This window comes from Bordetella sp. FB-8 (assembly GCF_000382185.1).
GTDB lineage: Bacteria > Pseudomonadota > Gammaproteobacteria > Burkholderiales > Burkholderiaceae_B > Bordetella.
In genome coordinates this window covers 3895310-3915173 of the sequence record NZ_KB907784.1, presented here as the reverse complement: position 1 = coordinate 3915173, position 19864 = coordinate 3895310, and the positions used below count along the sequence as shown (strand labels likewise).

Annotated in this window: 14 protein-coding genes; 12 read left to right on the top strand and 2 right to left on the bottom strand. The window is 63.8% G+C overall.

The features are described 5' to 3' along the window. The first annotated feature begins 184 nt into the window (after nucleotides 1-184). The 12 genes from clpA (at nucleotide 185) to putA (ending at nucleotide 18227) form a co-directional block, all read left to right on the top strand. On the top strand, nucleotides 185-2494 hold the full coding sequence (clpA, locus tag H143_RS0118720; RefSeq protein WP_026350232.1) for an ATP-dependent Clp protease ATP-binding subunit ClpA: 2310 nt from the start codon (nucleotides 185-187) through the stop codon (nucleotides 2492-2494). 3 nt (nucleotides 2495-2497) lie between these two features. Next, nucleotides 2498-3811, top strand: a complete 1314-nt coding sequence (locus tag H143_RS0118715) for a paraquat-inducible protein A (protein WP_019939799.1) — start codon at nucleotides 2498-2500, stop codon at nucleotides 3809-3811. Then, nucleotides 3812-5461, top strand: a complete 1650-nt coding sequence (locus tag H143_RS0118710; RefSeq protein ID WP_019939798.1) for an intermembrane transport protein PqiB — start codon at nucleotides 3812-3814, stop codon at nucleotides 5459-5461. A gap of 21 nt (nucleotides 5462-5482) precedes the next feature. After that, the gene (locus H143_RS21195; protein ID WP_019939797.1) at nucleotides 5483-6145 is read left to right on the top strand and encodes a membrane integrity-associated transporter subunit PqiC; all 663 of its coding nucleotides are present in this window, start codon (nucleotides 5483-5485) and stop codon (nucleotides 6143-6145) included. A 161-nt stretch (nucleotides 6146-6306) separates the two neighbouring features. Continuing rightward, nucleotides 6307-7161: an ABC transporter permease gene (locus tag H143_RS0118700; RefSeq protein ID WP_019939796.1), complete on the top strand. Its 855-nt coding sequence runs from the start codon at nucleotides 6307-6309 to the stop codon at nucleotides 7159-7161. Between the two features lie 4 nt (nucleotides 7162-7165). Next, nucleotides 7166-8215: an ABC transporter ATP-binding protein gene (locus H143_RS0118695; protein ID WP_019939795.1), complete on the top strand. Its 1050-nt coding sequence runs from the start codon at nucleotides 7166-7168 to the stop codon at nucleotides 8213-8215. Between the two features lie 9 nt (nucleotides 8216-8224). Beyond that, complete coding sequence (locus tag H143_RS0118690; protein ID WP_019939794.1) at nucleotides 8225-9094, top strand: ABC transporter permease; 870 nt, start codon at nucleotides 8225-8227, stop codon at nucleotides 9092-9094. A 39-nt stretch (nucleotides 9095-9133) separates the two neighbouring features. Then, nucleotides 9134-10381, top strand: a complete 1248-nt coding sequence (locus H143_RS0118685; protein WP_019939793.1) for an amidohydrolase family protein — start codon at nucleotides 9134-9136, stop codon at nucleotides 10379-10381. 38 nt (nucleotides 10382-10419) lie between these two features. Beyond that, nucleotides 10420-12033 (top strand): amidohydrolase family protein, encoded by a 1614-nt coding sequence (locus tag H143_RS0118680; protein ID WP_019939792.1) that lies wholly within the window; start codon nucleotides 10420-10422, stop codon nucleotides 12031-12033. Next, nucleotides 12011-13033, top strand: a complete 1023-nt coding sequence (locus H143_RS0118675; protein ID WP_019939791.1) for a GTP-binding protein — start codon at nucleotides 12011-12013, stop codon at nucleotides 13031-13033. The genes H143_RS0118680 and H143_RS0118675 overlap by 23 nt, the downstream gene beginning before the upstream one ends. 99 nt (nucleotides 13034-13132) lie before the next feature. Further along, complete coding sequence (locus tag H143_RS0118670; RefSeq protein WP_026350229.1) at nucleotides 13133-14200, top strand: PotD/PotF family extracellular solute-binding protein; 1068 nt, start codon at nucleotides 13133-13135, stop codon at nucleotides 14198-14200. A gap of 205 nt (nucleotides 14201-14405) precedes the next feature. After that, nucleotides 14406-18227, top strand: a complete 3822-nt coding sequence (gene putA / locus H143_RS0118665) for a trifunctional transcriptional regulator/proline dehydrogenase/L-glutamate gamma-semialdehyde dehydrogenase (RefSeq protein WP_019939789.1) — start codon at nucleotides 14406-14408, stop codon at nucleotides 18225-18227. A gap of 13 nt (nucleotides 18228-18240) precedes the next feature. On the opposite strand, the gene H143_RS22615 is transcribed toward putA, so the two are convergent. Both H143_RS22615 and H143_RS0118655 read right to left on the bottom strand, forming a co-directional pair. Then, nucleotides 18241-18357 carry a citrate/2-methylcitrate synthase gene (locus tag H143_RS22615; protein WP_019939788.1) on the bottom strand — a complete coding sequence of 39 codons (117 nt, stop codon included), beginning with the start codon at nucleotides 18355-18357 and terminating at the stop codon, nucleotides 18241-18243. Between the two features lie 162 nt (nucleotides 18358-18519). Then, nucleotides 18520-19809, bottom strand: a complete 1290-nt coding sequence (locus tag H143_RS0118655; protein ID WP_019939787.1) for an MFS transporter — start codon at nucleotides 19807-19809, stop codon at nucleotides 18520-18522. Nucleotides 19810-19864: the final 55 nt, after the last annotated feature.

Here is a 19864-nt window from a genome sequence, read left to right as displayed (position 1 = left end):
GGGTCCATGCGGTATGCTGGTTCCGTCGTGGCGGGCATTGATGCTTATCCATGACAGTCCGTATGGGAAATCCCGGATACGGGCTGGCGATAGGCATAGAATAAGCAATGCGGTACGCGCGCTTTGCGTGTGTGCTTTTTAGTCAGGCAGTTTGGTAAGCCCTGCGGCAAGACCCGGAGGAAGCGTGATTTCCCAAGAACTTGAAGTCAGCCTGCACATGGCATTTGTCGAGGCGCGCTCGGCCCGGCATGAATTCATCACGGTGGAGCACCTGCTGCTGTCGCTGATGGACAATGCCTCGGCCATCGAGGTGCTCAAGGCATGTGCCGCGAATCTGGATGACCTGCGCCGCAACCTGCGCCAGTTCGTTTCAGAGAACACCCCCGTAATCCCCAGCGGATCCGAGGTCGATACCCAGCCCACGCTGGGCTTTCAGCGGGTGATCCAGCGCGCCATCATGCACGTCTCGGCCGGCGGCACCGGCAAGAAGCCGGTTACCGGCGCCAACGTGCTGGTCGCCATCTTCGGCGAGAAGGATTCCCACGCCGTCTACTATCTGCAGCAGCAGGGCGTCACGCGCCTGGACGTCGTCAATTTCCTGTCGCACGGTATCACCAAGCAGTCCCAGGACGAGCCGGTTCCCCAGAAAGAGCAACAGTCCGGCCCGGAAGAGCAGGGCGGCGAGAGCCGCCAGTCGCCCCTGGATCAGTACGCCACCGATCTGAATGCATCCGCCCTGGCCGGCCGCATCGATCCGCTCATCGGCCGCGAGCACGAGGTCGAGCGCGTGATCCAGGTGCTTTGCCGCCGTCGCAAGAACAACCCGCTGCTGGTCGGTGAGGCTGGTGTGGGCAAGACCGCCATCGCCGAAGGTCTGGCCTGGCGCATTACGCGCGGCGAGGTGCCCGACATACTGCAGTCGGCACAGGTCTACGCGCTGGACATGGGTTCGCTCCTGGCCGGCACCAAGTACCGCGGTGATTTCGAGCAGCGCCTGAAAGGCGTACTCAAGCAACTGCGCGGCAACCCCGATGCGATTCTCTTCATCGACGAGATCCACACGCTGATCGGCGCGGGTTCGGCTTCGGGCGGCACGCTCGATGCCTCCAATCTGCTCAAGCCTGCGCTGTCCTCGGGACAGCTCAAGTGCATCGGCGCCACCACTTATACCGAATACCGCGGCGTATTCGAGAAAGACGCTGCCCTGTCGCGCCGCTTCCAGAAGATCGACGTGCCCGAGCCCAGCGTCGAGCAGACGATACAGATCCTGCGCGGTCTGAAGACGCGCTTCGAAGAGCACCATAGCGTGCGCTATTCAGCCGCGGCGCTGACTGCCGCCGCCGAGCTGTCGGCTCGCTACATCAACGAGCGCTTCCTGCCCGACAAGGCTATTGACGTCATTGACGAGGCCGGTGCGGCCCAGCGTCTTCTGGCCGCATCCAAGCGCAAGAAGGTGATCGGCAAGGCCGAGATCGAAAGCATCGTATCCAAGATCGCGCGCATTCCGCCGCAGTCCGTCTCGCATGACGACCGCAGCAAGCTCGCCACGCTCGAGCGCGACCTCAAGACGGTGGTGTTCGGCCAGGACCAAGCCATCGAAGCGCTGGCCGGTGCCATCAAAATGGCGCGCTCCGGTCTGGGCAAGCCCGACAAGCCCATCGGTGCTTTCCTTTTTTCCGGCCCCACCGGCGTGGGCAAGACGGAAGTGGCCAAGCAACTGGCGTTCACCCTGGGCGTGGAGTTGGTGCGCTTCGATATGTCGGAGTACATGGAGCGCCATGCGGTGTCGCGCCTGATCGGCGCGCCGCCCGGATACGTCGGTTTCGACCAGGGAGGCCTGCTCACCGAGGCGATCACCAAGCAGCCGCACTGTGTGCTGCTGCTCGACGAAATCGAAAAGGCGCATCCCGACATCTTCAACATTCTGCTGCAGGTCATGGATCACGGCACGCTGACGGACAACAACGGGCGCCGCGCCGACTTCCGCAACGTCATCATCATCATGACGACCAACGCGGGCGCCGAGATGCTCAACCGCCCAACCATCGGCTTTTCCAACACCCGCATGGCGGGCGACGAGATGGTTGAGATCAAGCGCATGTTCACGCCGGAGTTCCGCAACCGCCTGGACGCGATCATTCCCTTCGGCTCGCTCACGCGCGACATCATCCTACGCGTGGTCGACAAGTTCCTCATGGAACTCGAAGACCAACTGCACCAGCGGCGTGTGGAGGTCGTCTTCACGGACCGCTTGCGCGAACACCTTGCCAAAGCGGGCTTCGATCCGGTCATGGGCGCGCGTCCGATGCAGCGACTTATCCAGGACACCATTCGTCGCGCGCTGGCCGACGAGCTGCTGTTCGGCAAGCTGGTCGATGGCGGGTCGGTCAACGTCGACATCGACGAGTCGGACAAGGTCATTCTCGATTTCGAGGACAACAACAAGCCCACGGGCAGTTCGACGCCTTCCGAGGAAGTCGCGTTGGCCGAGTAGGTCTTGGACGATCGGCCCTTTGACGATCGGCAGCGGGACGACGTCCAGCCGCTGATCGCCTGCGAGCATTGCGCCGGCGTCCATCGTCGGCGCGCCTTGCAGCACGGTGAACTTGCGGCCTGCGAGCGTTGCGGCACGGTGCTGTGGCGCTACAGCCGCCTTACCCTGAACGACTGGCTCGCCCTCGCCGTGGCGAGCCTCATTGTGTTCTGCGTCGCCAATGCCTTTCCCGTGGCGCGCATCGAGATCTACGGCGCCGAGCGCGGCGCCACCTTGCTCGATGCGATAGGCATCACCTGGCAGCAGCATCATTGGGCCGTGGCCTTCATGACCGGTATGGTTGGTTTCATGCTGCCGCTTCTGCAACTGCTGGCCTTGCTGTGGGTATTGTTGCCCTTGTCCCGCGGCCGGATGCCGGCCGACATGGCGCAGGTCTGCCGGCTTCTGGGCTGGCTGCAGCCCTGGAGCATGGTGCCGGTGTTTCTGCTGGGCGTCATCGTGGCCCTGGTCAAGCTGGCCAGTTCGGTGCAGGTGCATGTGGGCCTGGGGTTGCCGGCCTTCGGCGTGCTTACCGTGCTGCTCACCATCGTGGGCCGGCTTTCTCCCCAGGCGCTGTGGCGCCACGCCGAGGACGCCGGTCTGGCCCACACGCCCGAGCCGCAATGTAAGCCGGGCCATCTGCTCGCGGGCTGCCATGCCTGCGGACTGGTGCAGGATCTGGCCGAACCCGTATCCGATGCCGATGACCGCGCGCAGCACTGCATGCGTTGCCATGCCGTGCTGCATAAGCGCAAGCCGCAGTCCCTGGCGCGCACCTGGGCGTTGATGCTGACCGCGGCCATCCTCTACATACCGGCCAATATTCTGCCCGTCATGCGCATCGCCACGGTCGTGGGCGACAGCGGTCATACGATCCTGGGCGGGGTTGTCGAACTCTGGCGCGGCGGCGCCTGGGACATCGCGCTCATCGTGTTCGTGGCCAGCGTGGTCGTGCCGATGACCAAGCTTTTGGCTCTGCTGCTGCTGGTCCTGCGCGTGCAATGGGGCGATGCCACGGGCTTGCGGGCCCGCACGCGCATGTACGAAATGGTCGAAATCATCGGCCAGTGGTCCATGCTTGATGTGTTCGTCGTGATTCTGTTGTCGGCGCTGGCGGATTTCCCCGGGCTGATGCGCATCAGCGCGGACACCGGCGCGGCGGCGTTCGGCTTGGTGGTGGTGCTGACCATGTTGGCGGCCATGAGCTTCGATCCGCGCAGCGCCTGGGATGCCGAGCCAGCAGCCGGCGCATCGGCGCATTTGAAGGAGTCGCATTGAATGGCTGACCAGACCTCATCCCCGGACAAACCCGCCGTGCTGTCCGCTGCGGTGCGCAAGTCCAGGCGCCGCATTTCCTGGATCTGGCTCGTGCCTTTGGTGGCGGCTCTGGCGGGCGTGTCGATGGTGTTGCACGCGTGGCTGAAGGCCGGACCCGACATCACCATTCAGTTCGACACCGCCGAAGGTCTGGTCGCGGGCCAGACCCAGGTGCGCTACAAGGACGTAGTCATAGGCACGGTGCAGCGCATCTACTTCAGCGACGATCGCAGCAAGGTCATGGTCGAGGCTGCGCTGAACAAGGATGCCGCCGATATCGCGCGCCAGGGTACGCGGTTCTGGGTGGTGCGGCCACGGCTGGGGTTCAGCGGTGTGTCGGGACTGGGCACGCTGCTGTCGGGCGCCTATATCGACGTAGACGTACCCAAGAACGCCAGGGCGGTCGAGCAGGACGATTTCGTCGGCCTGGAGACGCCGCCCCCCATTACGCACGACCGGGCCGGCAAGATTTTTACGCTCAGAGCCGAAAACCTGGGTTCGCTGGACGTGGGTTCGCCGGTGTATTTCCGGCGCATCAGTGTAGGACGCGTGGTGGGCTACCGGCTCGAGCCTTCGGGCGCGGCGGTGGACGTCGACGTCTTTGTCGATGCGCCCAACGACCGTTTCGTGACGAGGGCGACGCGTTTCTGGAACGCCAGCGGCGTGGACGTGTCGGTCAACGGCGATGGAGTGAAGATGCGCACCGAGTCGCTGGTTTCGCTGCTTCTTGGCGGCGTCGCCTTTGATACGCCAGCAGATGACGGCCACGACAAGCCGGCTGCCGCGAATACGGAATTCAAGCTATACGCCGGCCAGGCCGAAGCACAGTCGGTGCCGCGCGGTTTCGCCTATCCCGTGCAGATGCGTTTCAACCAATCGGTGCGCGGCCTTTCGGTAGGCGCGACGGTCGAGTTCCAGGGCATTGCGCTGGGCAAGGTCACGGCCATCGAAATCGCCTACGACATGAAGAAGCGGCATCTGTATACGGTGGTCGATGCCACGCTGTATCCTGAATTGCTGGGACAGGTGCTCGAGAACATCGAGACCCGCTTTGGCAGCAACAAGAAGGACTCCGCCGATCAAATGCTGGCTGCGATGATCCGCTACGGCATGCGCGCGCAACTGCGGCCGGTCAACCTGCTCAGTGGGCAACTCTATGTCGCGATCGATAATTTCCCCAATGCGCCGCCCGTGCAGTTCGTGCATAGCGACCCGCCCGTCATCCCCACGGTGCCGGGCCAGCTCGACCAATTGCAGGAGCAGGTGGGCAATATCCTGAACAAGCTGGACAAAGTACCCTTTGACCAGATCGGCACGGCTCTGCGCGACACGCTGAGCAACACGTCGCACCTGATGAAGCAGCTGGACACGCAGGTCGCGCCGCAGGCCCGCGACATGTTCAAGCAGGCGCAGATGTCCTTGCAGTCGCTCAACCAGCTGATCGCTCCCGATGCGTCGCTGCCGAGCAATACGCAGAACGCCATGGTGCAGATCGACCGGGCAGCCCGGTCGCTGCGCGCGCTGGCCGATTACCTGCAGACCCATCCCGAGGCCCTGCTGCGCGGCCGGGGTCCGGATCCCATCCCAGGCGCGGGCCCATCGAAGCACTGACGAGAGACGACGAGCCGCATCATGATCAAGGCAGAAACCATTCCTGGCAGGTTCCTGGGCGCGCTGGCGGTCCTGGCCGCCTTGTCCGGCTGCGCTGGCTCGCCGCCGGTGCGCTACTACACCCTGACGGCGCCTGAGCAGGCGATCGCGCCGGCGGCCGGGTCGGCCGGCTACGCCATCGACGTCGCGCCGGTATCCGTGCCGGCGCAAGCCGACCAGCCGCAGCTCATGCTGCGCAGCGGCTCCGGTGAACTCACGGCTCAGTATTCCGACCGTTGGAGCGCGCCGCTGCCCAACGAGCTGCGCAACGCGCTGTCCATCGTCATGACCAGGCAGCTCGGCGTACCCGACATACGGCGTCTCGCATCGCCGCCCGGCCTGCCGGTGTGGCGGGTGCAGGTGGACGTCCAGCGTTTCGACGCGTCCACGGCCGGTCCGGCGGTGATCGACGCCACCTGGCGGGTGCGGCCGTTGCAAGGCACGGGAGCAGGTTTGCTGTGCCGCAGCCGGGTCGAAGTGCCGGTGCAGATGCCGTCCGGCAGCACCGATCTGGCGCCTGTGGTTGTTGCCGAGCAGAAGGCGGTTGCCCTGCTGGGCTTTGCCATCGCCTCGGCGGTGCGGTCGCAAGGAAAGCAGGCGATTGCTGTGTCGACAGTGGGACATGCCCAGCAGTGCATGCGCTAAGCCAATAGCTGCAGCGGATATTTAAATTACAGGTTAACCATGATTCCCTATGAGGGCTGACTGACGTAGGATTTCGGTGCTACCAAAACGGCAATGCAGGCTAACCAAGTGGGGCGATCTCACTGTCCCAGGGCGCTTGTATTGAGGATATGCCTAAGGTTATGACCGCAATTTCTGCAGTTTCAGCCGAGCCAGCGCCCATACTTCGCGGCCGGTTCTATTGGGCGCGTTTTCTGCATCGTGTCTTCGTGGCGCTGATGTACCTGTTCATCCTCTGCCCGTTGATTGTCGTGGTCTGGCTGAGCTTCTTCAAAGACGCCATTCTTTACTTCCCGCCTTCCGGCTATACGCTCAAGTGGTACACCAAGGCCTGGGCCAACCAGGCCTTTGCCGACGGATTCGTGTTCAGCCTGCAGGTGGCGTTGCTGGCTGCCGTGTGTGGTGTTGTCATCGGCATGCTGGCGGCCGTGGGCATCAGCCGTTACCGCTTCAGGGGGGCTGGCGCGGTCAACACGCTGCTGCTGTCGCCCTTGCTCGTTCCCGGCATCGTTGCCGGCGTGGCGATCTACCTGTTCTACCTCGGGGCGGAAAACTTCTTCAACATGGATATCGTGGGCACTTACGGCGGCCTGGTCGTCGCCCATGTGTGCCTGACCATTCCTTGGACCGTCAAGCTGGTCACGGCCAGCATGTCCGGACTGGATCCTTCCATCGAAGAGGCGGCGCGCAACCTGGGCGCCAACGGGCGCGTGGCCTTACTTCGGATCACCTTGCCCATGTTGCGGCCGGCCATTGTCGCCTCGGCCCTCTTCAGTTTCGTGGTGTCCTTCGAAAACCTGGAGCTGTCGCTGTCGCTGGTGGGGCCTGGCCACACGACGCTGCCCATCGCCATCATGCAATACCTCGAATTCACCCTGGATCCGACTATCGCGGTGGTGGCGACGGTGCAGATTGTGCTGCTGGGTATGGTGATGCTGGTGACCGATCGTTTTGTCAAACTCAGTCAGGTGGTATAGCAACGTGGCAAAAGTTTCCCTGGACAGGCTCAAGAAGCAGTTCGGCGGCGCGGTCGCCGTCAGCGATTTCTCCCTTGAAATTTCGGATGGCGAGCTGGTGGCCTTCCTGGGACCGAGCGGCTGTGGCAAGACCACGACGCTGCGCATGATCGCCGGTTTCGTCGAACCCACGGCAGGCACGATACGCATCGGCGAGACCGACGTCACTATGCTGCCCGCTCATAAACGCAATACAGGCATGGTGTTTCAGCGCTATGCCCTGTTTCCGCATATGACCGTGGCGCAGAACGTGTCGTTCGGCCTGGAGATGTCCAGGATGCCCGCCTCCGAGCGGGCGGCCCGCATACGCACCGTGCTCGATATGGTTCGCATGTCCGATCTGAGTGATCGCTACCCCAGGCAACTGTCGGGTGGCCAGCAGCAGCGCGTGGCTATCGCCCGCGCGCTGGCCATCGAGCCCAAGGTCTTTCTGCTCGACGAGCCTCTGTCAAATCTGGACGCCAAGCTTCGCGTCGAAGTCCGTGAGGAAATCCGGGCCTTGCAGCAACGCCTGGGGCTTACCACCGTCTTTGTCACGCACGATCAGGAGGAGGCGCTGGCGATCGCCGATCGCATGGCCATCATGCACGATGGCAAGGTGCAGCAGGTGGGAGCGCCGCAGGAACTGTACGAGCGTCCTGCGAATTTGTTTGTGGCGGATTTTCTGGGCAAGATGAATTTCTTCACCGGCGGCATGGACGGCGATACGGCGTTCGTCACATCGGCCCACATGCGTGTGTCGGTAGCCAGTGCGTTGTCCAATGCCACGCATCTAGGGGTGCGGCCTGAGCGTACGCGCTTGTCAATACATCCGGTGCCGGGCAATGCCTTGCCCGGCACGGTCGAGTCGACGGTGTACCTGGGGTCCCAGATCGAGGTGAAGGTCAAGCTGGACAGCGGTGCGTCGGTGCTGGCCCAGGTGACCAATGCCGCCGAGCGTGAAGTGTCGGGCCGGCCGGGCGAGCGGGTGCATGTTTGCTTCCAGCCGGCCGACTGCGTTCTTTTCGCTGGTTGAGACGCCAATATGCAATCCGGTTCTTTGCGCACGCCGCGTTATCTGGGTCCCAGCTTGGCTTTTCCGGCCTCGCTGTTGGTTTTGCTGATCATCATCGCGCCCCTTGGGCTGATGTTTAGGTACAGCCTAAACCATTTCGACAAAGTCCAGCTGATGCAGCAGGCCTTTACTGCCCAGAATTACGTGCGTTTCTTCGCGGACCCTTACTATCGCGAGGTGTTCTACTCTACGGTCTGGGTCGCGGCGCTGTGCACCGCGCTGTCCTTGGTGCTGGGTTTTCCGGTTGCCTATTTCCTGGCACGAACGCGCAGCCGCTTCAAAAGCACGTTCATCATCCTGCTGGTGTTCTCCCTGATGGTGGGCAATGTGGTGCGGGCCGCCGGCTGGATGATCATCCTGGGCCGGGCGGGCGTACTCAACGCAATCCTGGTACATCTGGGCTTTGCGAGCCGGGATTTCATGTATACGAAGACTGCCGTCGTGGTGGGCTGCACGGCGGTCGTCATGCCCTATTTCATCCTGACTTTGCAGAGTGTGCTGGAAGGCATCGACTTCTCGATAGAAGAGGCTGCCCAGAACCTGGGCGCGAATTTCTTCACGGCCTTTCGGCGCGTCGTCCTGCCGGTCGCCACGCCGGGCGTGGCAGCGGGTACGGTACTGATCTTCATCCTATGCATGAACGCCTATGCTACGCCGGTGCTGCTGGGCGGAACCAGCATCACGATGATGGCGCCCGCGCTCTATGACCAGATGACCCGCAGTTCCAACTGGCCTTTCGGATCGGCCATCGCACTGATTCTGGTTTTTGCGACCTTGGTGATGGCCTTGTTTTCGAATTGGCTGATACACCGGCGGTATGTAAAGACCATGACTTCCTGATTTTCTTGCGGCGACCTAGTCGCATATGGAGCAACGCAAATGACCGCAGTGCTGTTCAAGAATGCCTCTTTGCTGGATCCTATGGAATCCGAACTGCAGGAGGGCGTCGATGTCCTGGTCGAAGATGGCCGGGTCAAGGAAGTCTCCGACAAGCCATTGCAGATGAACGGGGCGCAGACCATCGAGCTTGCCGGCAGAACGCTCATGCCGGGCTTGATTGACCTGCATGTACATGTCATGGCGACGCAGCTGAACCTGAGCTCGCAGGGCCTGCTGCCCGATGCGCTGGTCATGATGCGCGCGGTGCCCATCATGGCCGCCATGCTGCGACGCGGCTTCACCACGGTGCGCGATGCCGGCGGAGCGGGGATAGGTTTGAAGACTGCCGTCGAGGAAGGCACGGTGCAAGGTCCGCGCCTGTTCATCTCGGGCCGGGCCATCAGCCAGACCGGCGGCCACGGCGATCCGCGTCCGCGCTCCGATCATCTGCGCCCCATGAGTTTTTGCGGCTGCTGCTTTCGCGCCGGCGACATCGGCCGGGTGGCCGATGGCGTGGACAATGTGCGGCTGGCCGTGCGCCAGGAGTTTCAGATGGGCGCGGACCAGATCAAGATCATGGCTTCCGGCGGCGTGGCCTCGCCCACCGACCCGATTGCCGCCTACGGCTATTCCGAAGACGAAATCCGTGCGATTGTCCAAGAGGCCGCCGCTCGGCAAACCTATGTCATGGCGCACTCGTATACCGCCGATGCCATCGAGCGCGCGGTGCGCCTGGGAGTGCGGACCATCGAGCACGGCAATCTGATCGATGAACGCGTTGCCAGGATCATGGCCGAGCGGGGCGCTTTCGTGGTGCCGACCCTGGTGACCTACGAGGCGCTGGCCAATGAGGGAGCCAGCTACGGCCTGCCGCCGGACAGCGTCGCCAAGATCGAGACGGTGCGCGAAGCCGGCCTGCATTCGCTGGAAATCTACAAAAGATGTGGCGTGAAGATGGGCTACGGCTCGGACCTGCTGGGGCCGTCGCAGCGTCTGCAAAGCGACGAATTCCGCATCCGCGCCCAGGTGCTTTCCGCGCAGGAAGTCATCCAGAGTGCGACCACGATCGCCGCGCAGGTGCTGCGAATGGAGGGCCAGCTCGGTCGCATCGTTGCGGGCGCGTTGGCCGACATGCTGGTGGTCGATGGCGACCCCTACCGCGATTTGTCCTGCCTGTCGGGGCAGGGCGAGCGCATTCCTCTTGTGATGAAGGCCGGCCATATCCATCACAACGATCTTGCTAACTGAGCCTGCCATACCATCTGACGTTCAAACAGAGGTTCATCATGTCCTCGGATAACCCCTACGCCCAGGCGCAAGTCGGCGAAGAAACCATTGCCTCGAATCTGGCCAAGGGATTCAAACCCCCTGTGGCGGCTACCGGCCGCGATCGTGGCGACGGACCCTTCGCCCGGTTGGTGCTGCGCGGCGCCACGCTTATCGACGGCACGGGCGCGCCGCCCTGGGGGCCGGTGGATATCGTGGTCGAGAATTCGCGCATTACGGCCATCGTCAATGTCGGCACGCCGCACAAACCCATCAATCCCGATCGCCGTCCCGCTGCGGGGGATTACGAGATCGACTGTCACGGAAAATATGTCACGCCGGGTCTGATCGATTCGCATGGCCATATCGGCACGCCCTATCACGCGATGAGCGGGGAGGTACCGCCGGCCGACTACATTTACAAGCTGTGGCTGGCGCATGGCGTGACCACGGTGCGCGAGATGGGCAGCATGAACGGCTTGACCTGGACGCTGGAACAGAAGGGTCTGGCCGCGAGCAATCAAATCGCGGCGCCCCATCTGATCGCGCACACCGTATTCCCGGCAATCAATGACCGCGTCAAAACCATTCATACGCCCGAGCAGGGGCGCGATTGGGTGCGCCGGCTCAAGGCGCGTGGCGGCGATGGTATCAAGTTTTTCGGTGCGCCCCCGGCCATCATGCAGGCCGCGCTGGATGAAGCGGCGAAAGTGGGCCTGCGCTCGGGCTGCCACCATGCGCAGATGGCCGTGACGCGTGTCAACGCCTTGAAGTCGGCGCAGTGGGGCCTGACCAGTTCGGAGCATTATTACGGCCTGCCCGAGGCTCTGTTCGAAAACAGGGTCGTCCAGAACTATCCCACCGACTACAACTACAGCGACGAATACTATCGCTTCTCGCTGGCCGGCCAGACTTTTATGCAGGCGGCCAAGCCCGGCAGCGCGAAGTGGCGCGAGGTGATGGACAAGTTCCTGGAACTGGGACACACCTTCGTCCCGACTTTCAACATCTATGACGCCAACCGCGACCTGATGCGGGCGCGGCGCGCCGACTGGCATGACGACTACACCTGGAAGGCCGTGTGGAAGTATTTCCAGCCGCAACGCGGCGGCCATGGCGCCTACTGGTATCGCTGGAGCACCACCAACGAAATTGAGTGGAAGCAGAACTACCAGTTGTGGATGCAGTTCATCAACGAGTACAAGAATCTGGGAGGGCGGGTCTGTGCCGGCAGCGATTCGGGCTTCATCTTCCAGATTTACGGTTTCGGCCTGATCCGCGAGCTGGAGCTATTGCAGGAATCGGGTTTCCATCCGCTGGAGGTGCTGCGTGCGGCCACCATGTTGGGTGCCGAACTGCTGGGCGTAGACGAGGAGACCGGTTCGATCGACGTGGGCAAGCGCGCCGACCTGCTTATCCACGAGCAGAATCCGCTGGAAGACTTCAAGCTGCTCTATGGCACCGGCGCGATGCGGCTGAACGATGCGACCGGCAAGGTTGAGTGGAAGCGAGCCTTGCGCTACACCGTCAAGGCGGGTGTGGTGTACGACACCGAGCAGCTTCTGGCCGATGTGCGCAAAATGGTCGAGGGCAGCTGGGAAGGAGACCCCGATGGCCCCCCGCACCGGCGCTGAGCTTGAGCCGCCGGCACCGGTGGATCTGGTCATCCTGTCGGGTTTCCTGGGCAGCGGCAAGACCAGCCTGCTTGTGGATTTTCTTCGCGGCGAGAACTCCGGCGATACGGGCGTGATTGTCAATGAAGCGGGCGAAATCGGCATAGACGGGGCCATCGTTTCCGACAGCGTCGCGGACATCCCGATGACGCTGCTGGCCAGCGGCTGCGTATGCTGCTCGCTGCGCAGCAGCCTGGTCGATACCGTCCACGCCTTGATCGAGGCGCCACGTCCTCTGGGCCGGGGACCTTTGACGCGCATTGTCCTCGAAACCAGCGGGCTGTCCCGGCCGGGGCCCATCATCGCCTCACTGGCCGATCCGGAGCTGGTCCGGCGCAATCTGCGCCTTTCAGTGCTGGCGACTTACGATTGCCAAGCCTACGCCGGGCGCGAAACGCAGTTCGAGGAAGCGGCAGCGCAATTGGCGGCGGCACAATGCATCGTGCTGACCAAGGTGGACCAGGTCCCTGTCGCGTCGCTCGCGGAACATGCCGCGCGGGCACGAGGATTTAATCCCCTGGCGCGGATCGTGGCCCATGACGATCGTGCTGTCGCGGTGCGCGAGGCGTTCGCGGCCCTGCCCGGCGTGCAGTCCGGCGAGCTTGCCCTGCAGGCCCTGTTCGCGGCAGGGCGGCGCGAGGTCGGCATGCCTCACCCCCGGATACGCGTCTGGACAGGAACGCCGCGCGCGGCGATGGACTGGGACGACTTTTCCATGTGGCTGGATGATCTGGCCGGGTTCTGCGGCGAACGCCTGCTGCGCGTCAAAGCGCTGCTGAAGGTGAGCGACTGTCCCGAACCCATCCTGATCCAGAGCGTGGGCACTACCTTCGGCATGCCGCGGCGCATGGCCGCGCCCGATGGCAAGGATGTATTGGTCGTGATTACGCGCGACCTGGAACTGGCCGACTTGCAGAGCGTGGCGCCGGACGGGCCCGTCAGCCTGCAGGCCCTGGTTTGAAGTACCGTTTTTTTTGACGTTGCAGTTTGCGTTTCCCCATGTAGGGCGGTTTGCTCCGCCTCCTTGATGACCGACGTACGACACCGAGAGAGAACAGCCATGACTTCGAACAATACGGATCGCCGTGATTTCCTTAAGGCCGCGGCCGGACTGGGTTTGGCAACAACGTTGCCCATGATTCCGGGCCTGTCCCGCGCCGCCGGCGGCAGCGTGGTGGTGGGTACCTGGGGCGGCGATTATGAAAACCTCCTGCAGCAGATCATCTCGCCCATCTTGAAGAAGCAGGGCGTAGATGTGGTTTTCGATACCGGTAATTCGGAGCCACGCATCACCAAGTTGCGGGCAGAGAAGAATTCCCGCCGCGGCAGCATGGACGTGCCGCTGCTGAGCGATCTGGACATGTACCAGGTATCCCTGTCCGATGTGTTGGCGCCCATCAAGGATAATGCCCAGCATATTCCCAACCTGGTCAACGTCTACGATCAGTTCAGGACGCCGTATTCGATTCCGCATATTTTCAGTGCGATGGTCTTGGTCTACAGCACAAAGAAATTTCCCACGCCGCCGACTTCCATCGATGTCATGCTCGATCCCAAGAACAAGGGCGGCACGGGTTTTTCCGACATCCTGTTCTCGCCCAATGCCTTGTTCGTGGGCGCGGGCGCCAGCCCCGCAGGGCGCATCAAGAGCTTCCAACCTGGCATCGACTTTCTCAAGAAGCTCAAGAAGAATGCGCCCCACGTCTATCCGTCGAACGAAGCGGTGGCCGCGGCCTTCAAGTCGGGCGAGATATGGATTTCTGCCATGTGGAAAGCGCGGGCCCTGCAATGGCGCGACGCCGGTCTGCCGGTGGATTTCGTGATGCCCAAGGAAGGCTCGATCCCGGTGACCTTCGAGGCGGCGGTAGCCAAAAATTCGCGCAATAAGGGCGCGGCCTGGGATTATTTGAACGCTATGCTCGATCCGATGGGCCAGGTGCAATTCGCCAAGGCCATGGGTTATGCCCCGACGGTGCGCAATGCGCCGATGTCGGATGAACTGCGCAAGCGCGTCGGCTTTACCGAGGACGAGTTGAAGACGCTGCGTCCTTACGACTTGGCTGCCCTGAACGCGGCCAAATCTGACTACCTCGATTTCTGGAATAAATCCTTCAAGGTAGGTCTATGAGGCATCTCCCCTGAGCGGCGTGCATTTTTCGGTGCGCAGCAGGCAAGGCCGTCCCGTTCGGAACGGCCTTCTTCGTTCCTTTCATGGAGCGGCCCTCCTCAGGGTTGACGAAAATCCTTGTTTTATTGGGGGTTAACCCTATTTATAATTAGGTGCAACCTTTTTAAGATGACGAGTATTCCTCACAGCATCGGTTGTTCCTGTCATGGCCAATATCACTCTGGGTGTCAAAGTAGACGACGCGCTTCGCGACCGGCTCAAAGCCGCGGCACAGAAGCTCAACTGCACGCCGCACTGGCTGCATAAACAGGCCCTGGCGGCCTATATCGAGAAAATCGAGCGCGGCCAGCTGCCTCCCGAAGTGGCCTACTTTTCCCAGGATAGGGCCGAAGGTGAAACCGGCGAGAGCGAAGCCGACCAACCCGTGCCGCCTTTCTTCGAGTTCGGGCAGGAAGTGCAACCGCAATCCGTGCTGCGGGCGGCCATTACCGCTGCCTATCGCCGGCCCGAGCCGGAATGCGTGCCGCTGCTGCTGGGTCAGGCGCGCATCGCCAACCCGGAAAAAATCCGCGCCATGGCCACCGGTCTGGTCCAGACCCTGCGCGGCAAGCGCACGGGCGGGGGCGTGGAAGGCTTGCTGCAGGAATTTTCGCTATCCAGCCAGGAAGGCGTGGCGCTGATGTGCCTGGCCGAGGCGCTGCTGCGCATTCCCGACCGCGCCACACGCGACGTGCTTATTCGCGACAAGATCGCCCGCGGCGACTGGAAGTCGCATACCGGCGGACGCCAGTCGCTCTTTGTCAACGCAGCCACCTGGGGCCTGATGATCACGGGCAAGCTGGTGGCGGTCAACAGCGAGCAGGGTCTGTCTTCCGCGCTCACGCGCCTGATCGGCAAGGGCGGCGAACCGCTCATCCGCCAGGGCGTGAACATGGCCATGCGCATGATGGGCGAGCAGTTCGTCTCAGGCCAGACCATCGCCGAGGCGCTGGCCAACAACCGCAAGCTGGAAGCCCAGGGTTTTCGCCATTCCTACGACATGCTGGGCGAAGCGGCGCTGACTCAAGCAGACGCCGATCGCTACCATGCCGACTACGAGCAGGCCATCCATGCCATCGGCAAGTCGGCCGCCGGCCGGGGTATCTACGAAGGCCCGGGCATCTCGATCAAACTTTCGGCTCTGCATCCGCGCTATTCGCGCGCGCAGCGCGAACGGGTCATGCAGCAGCTGCTGCCGCGCATGCTGGCACTGGCCGTCCTGGCTCGCAGCTACGACATCGGCCTGAACATCGACGCCGAGGAAGCTGACCGCCTGGAGCTCTCGCTCGATTTGCTCGAAGCCCTGTGCCACGCGCCGCAGCTCGACGGCTGGAACGGCATTGGCTTTGTCATCCAGGCCTACCAGAAGCGCGCGCCCTTTGTCATCGACTACGTCATCGACCTGGCGCGCCGCAGCCACCACCGCCTGATGGTGCGCCTGGTCAAGGGCGCCTACTGGGACAGCGAGATCAAGCGCGCCCAGGTCGACGGCCTGGAAGGCTATCCCGTCTATACGCGCAAGGTCTACACCGACGTGGCCTACCTAGCTTGCGCGCGCAAGCTGCTGGGCGCGCCGGATGCGATCTACCCGCAGTTCGCCACGCACAATGCCTACACACTCTCGGCCATCTATCAGCTTGCCGGGCAGAACTACTACGCCGGCCAGTACGAATTCCAGTGTCTGCACGGCATGGGCGAATCCCTCTATGAAGAGGTGGTCGGTCCGGTGGCGCAGGGCAAGCTCAACCGGCCTTGCCGCATCTATGCGCCGGTCGGCACGCACGAGACCTTGCTCGCCTACCTGGTGCGCCGCCTGCTGGAGAATGGCGCCAACACCTCTTTTGTCAACCTGATCGGCGACGATTCGGTGCCGGTGGAGCAACTGGTGATCGACCCGGTCGAAGCGGCTTCGCGCATCGTGCCCCTGGGCGCGCCGCACGAGAAAATTCCGTTGCCGCGTGAACTCTACGGTCCGGCCGATGCGGGTGTACGCGTGAACTCGGCAGGCCTGGATCTGAGCAACGAGCATCGTCTGGGCTCGCTCGCCGCCGCCTTGCTGGCCAGCGCCGCCAACCCATGGCGCGCCGCACCCATGCTCGACCCAGCGCAGCGCTGGGACGAGTCGCGCGCGGCGGATGTGCGCAACCCCGCCGATCACCGCGACCGGGTAGGGCAGGTCATTGAGGCCACGCCCGAAGAAGCCGACGTTGCCCTGCGGGCCGCGAGCAAGACGGCGCCGATCTGGCATGCCACGCCCGTTGCCGAGCGCGCCGGCTGTCTGCTGCGGGCGGCCCAGCTTCTGGAAGAGCGCATGCAAGGCTTGCTGGGCCTGATCGTGCGCGAAGCCGGCAAGTCCCTGCCCAACGCCATCGCCGAAGTGCGCGAGGCCGTCGACTTCCTGCGCTACTACGCTGCCCAGGTGCAGCGCGAATTCAGCAACGACACCCACAGGCCCTTGGGCACCGTGCTCTGCATCAGCCCCTGGAACTTCCCCCTGGCTATTTTCACCGGCCAGGTGGCGGCGGCGCTGGCCGCGGGCAATGCGGTCATCGCCAAGCCGGCCGAGCAGACGCCTCTTATTGCAGCGCAGATGGTTGCCATTCTGCGCGAGGCCGGCGTTCCGGCCGGCGCGGTGCAGATGCTGCCCGGACGCGGCGAAACCGTGGGCGCCGCGCTGGTCGCCAGCGACGCCGTCCACGGCGTGATGTTCACCGGCTCGACCGAAGTGGCGCGCCTGATCGCCCGCACCCTGGCCGAGCGCCTGGACGCGGACGGCCACGTTATTCCGTTGATCGCCGAGACCGGCGGGCAGAACGCCATGATCGTTGACTCTTCGGCGCTGGCCGAGCAGGTCGTGATCGACGTGGTCAATTCGGCCTACGACTCGGCGGGCCAGCGCTGCTCGGCCCTGCGGGTGCTGTACCTGCAGGAAGACTGCGCCGACCATGTGCTGGCCATGCTCAAGGGCGCCATGCGCGAACTGCGCGTGAGCAATCCGGACCTGCTCAGCACCGACGTCGGGCCGGTCATCGACGCCCAGGCCGGCCATGTCATACGCCAGCACATCGAGGCCATGCGCGCCGCGGGCCATGCGATCTCGCAGATCGAACTGGACGACCGCTGCCGGCACGGCACCTTCGTGCCGCCCACGCTCATCGAGATCGACAGTCTGGAAGAACTGCAGCGCGAAGTCTTCGGCCCCGTCCTGCATGTGCTGCGCTACCGGCGCGACGGCCTGGACGCGCTGCTCGACCAGATCAACGCGACTGGATACGGCCTGACCTTCGGTGTGCACACCCGCATCGATGAGACCGTGCACCACGTCACCGAGCGTGTGCATGCGGGCAACCTCTACGTCAACCGCAACGTCGTCGGCGCAGTGGTGGGCGTGCAGCCCTTCGGCGGCGAAGGGCTGTCGGGAACCGGCCCCAAGGCCGGCGGGCCACTCTACCTTTACCGTCTGCTGTCGATGCGCCCTGAAACGGTAGCGGCCGCACTGGAAAGCGCGGCGCGCAGCGAGAACGGCCTGATATTGGCCGGCCCGACAGGCGAGCTCAACACCTATCGCCTGAAACCGCGCGGCCGGGTGTTGGGCATCGCAGCCACGCAGGCCGGCGTACAGGCGCAGTGGCAGGCTGCTCAGTCCACGGGCAATGTCCTGCTGCTGCTGGATACGCCCCAAGCCAGGGCGTGGCAGAAGGCACAGGGTAAGCAGGCCAAGGGTGCGTCCGTTACGCTGCTTGCCGACAGCGATGTCGACAGCGCCGATTTCGAAGCCGTGCTGTTCGAAGGCGACAGCGACGCGCTGCGCGTCTGGAACCGTCGCGTGGCGCTGCGGCCGGGTGCCATCGTCTCGGTACAGGGCCTGAGTTCCGATGCCGTGGCGGCCGCAGCGGGCTATGCGACCGAGCGGCTTTACGCCGAGAAATCCCTGAGCATCAATACGGCGGCGGCCGGAGGCAATGCCAGCCTGATGACCATCGGGTAGGTGCAGACCCGCGCTATTGCGGGGCTTCGTATTCGGCGCGCGGACGCAGCAGGAACGCCTGCGTGCGTTGCGCCATGACGTGCGCCGCCCAGCCCGCGGTGCGTCCCACGATCCAGATGGTCGTGGCCAACCGTCGGGCAGTCTCAGCGCGCGGGCCAGTTATCGAAGGTGCAGATGCTGGCGGCTGGTCTGGGCGTGTCGATCGGCGGCCTGGTGAAGACCTACGTCGCGCGTTGGGGATGTCCGCGGCCGAATCGGCGCATTCAGTTCAGTAACCCATCGGGGTAGGCAATCAGGCCGCGACAGGCTCCACTGTGGCCCGCTGGCGCTTGACCATCAGCGCGATCACCGCGGCGATGATGCCCGTGGCGCCCGATACCACGAAGGCCATCAGATAGCTGCCGGTGGCCTGGCGGATGGCGCCGCCCATCCAGGCAGCCGTGGCGGCGCCGATCTGGTGGCCGGCGACGATCCAGCCGAACACAATCGGGGCGTCGCGCTCGCCGAAGGCGTCGGTGGCCAGGCGCAGCGTGGGCGGCACGGTGGCGATCCAGTCCAGGCCGTAGAACACGGCGAAGATGGACAGGCTGTAGAACGAGAAGTTGGTATAGGGCAGGATGATCAGCGACACGCCGCGCAGGCCGTAATAGACGAAGAGCAGCCTGCGCGGATCGTAACGGTCGGTGAGCCAGCCCGAGGCGGTGGTGCCGATCAGATCGAACACGCCCATCAGCGACAACAGGCCGGCGGCGGCGACCGGCGCGATGCCGTGGTCGCCGCACAATGCGATCAAGTGCGTGCCCACCAGGCCGTTGGTGGTGAAGCCGCAGACCCAGAAGGTGGCGAAGAGATACCAGAAAGCCGTGGTGCGGCTGGCGCGCTTGAGCGCGCCGAACGTGGTGGCCATGAAACCGATCCGCGGCGCGGCGGGCGCCGGCGGGTTGGCCGGATCGCTGCCGTAAGGCAGCAGGTTCACGTCGGCGGGGCGATTGGGCACCAGCTTCCAGACCAGCGGCACCATGACCAGCATGGCGATGGCCACGGCCCAGACGGCGCGCCGCCAATCGCTGGACGAGGCCAGCGCGGCCAGCACCGGCAGGAAGATCAGGTTGCCCGTGGCGGTGCTGGCCGTGAGTATGCCCATGGCCAGTCCGCGATGCCTGACGAACCAGCGGTTGGCGATGGTGGCGCCCAGCACGGTGGCAACGGCGCCCGAGGCGATGCCCGAGAACAGGCCCCACAGCGCGATCAGATGCCAGGTCTGGGTCATGTAGGCGCTGGCCGCGCTGGATACGGCCATGGCGACCAGCGACACCAGCACGACGCGGCGCAGGCCGAAGTGATCCATGGCCGTCGCCGCGAAGGGGCCGACCATACCGTAGAAGAAGATGCCGATGGCGGCCGCCAGCGAGATGACCGAACGGCTCCAGCCGAAGGCCTGCCGCAGCGGATCAAGCAGCACGCTGGGCGTGGAGCGCAGGCCGGCCGAAAACAGCAGGCAGAAGAAAATGACGCCGACCACGACGAAGGCGTAGCGTTGGCCCAGGCGGGGAACGGGAGCGGTATGGGTGGGAATGCGCATGGAATGTTGCTGGTCGGTACGTTGGGGTCGGACTATAATACGTACCGGTCAGTAA

What these genes read in the sequence shown, in the direction of transcription:
- H143_RS0118710 (WP_019939798.1), top strand. Translation starts at nt 3,812, where the DNA reads ATGGCTGACCAGACCTCATCCCCGGACAAACCCGCCGTGCTGTCCGCT.
- H143_RS21195 (WP_019939797.1), top strand. Translation starts at nt 5,483, where the DNA reads ATGATCAAGGCAGAAACCATTCCTGGCAGGTTCCTGGGCGCGCTGGCG.
- H143_RS0118700 (WP_019939796.1), top strand. Translation starts at nt 6,307, where the DNA reads ATGACCGCAATTTCTGCAGTTTCAGCCGAGCCAGCGCCCATACTTCGC.
- H143_RS0118690 (WP_019939794.1), top strand. Translation starts at nt 8,225, where the DNA reads ATGCAATCCGGTTCTTTGCGCACGCCGCGTTATCTGGGTCCCAGCTTG.
- H143_RS0118685 (WP_019939793.1), top strand. Translation starts at nt 9,134, where the DNA reads ATGACCGCAGTGCTGTTCAAGAATGCCTCTTTGCTGGATCCTATGGAA.
- H143_RS0118680 (WP_019939792.1), top strand. Translation starts at nt 10,420, where the DNA reads ATGTCCTCGGATAACCCCTACGCCCAGGCGCAAGTCGGCGAAGAAACC.
- H143_RS0118675 (WP_019939791.1), top strand. Translation starts at nt 12,011, where the DNA reads ATGGCCCCCCGCACCGGCGCTGAGCTTGAGCCGCCGGCACCGGTGGAT.
- H143_RS0118670 (WP_026350229.1), top strand. Translation starts at nt 13,133, where the DNA reads ATGACTTCGAACAATACGGATCGCCGTGATTTCCTTAAGGCCGCGGCC.
- putA (WP_019939789.1), top strand. Translation starts at nt 14,406, where the DNA reads ATGGCCAATATCACTCTGGGTGTCAAAGTAGACGACGCGCTTCGCGAC.
- H143_RS0118655 (WP_019939787.1), bottom strand. Translation starts at nt 19,809, where the DNA reads ATGCGCATTCCCACCCATACCGCTCCCGTTCCCCGCCTGGGCCAACGC.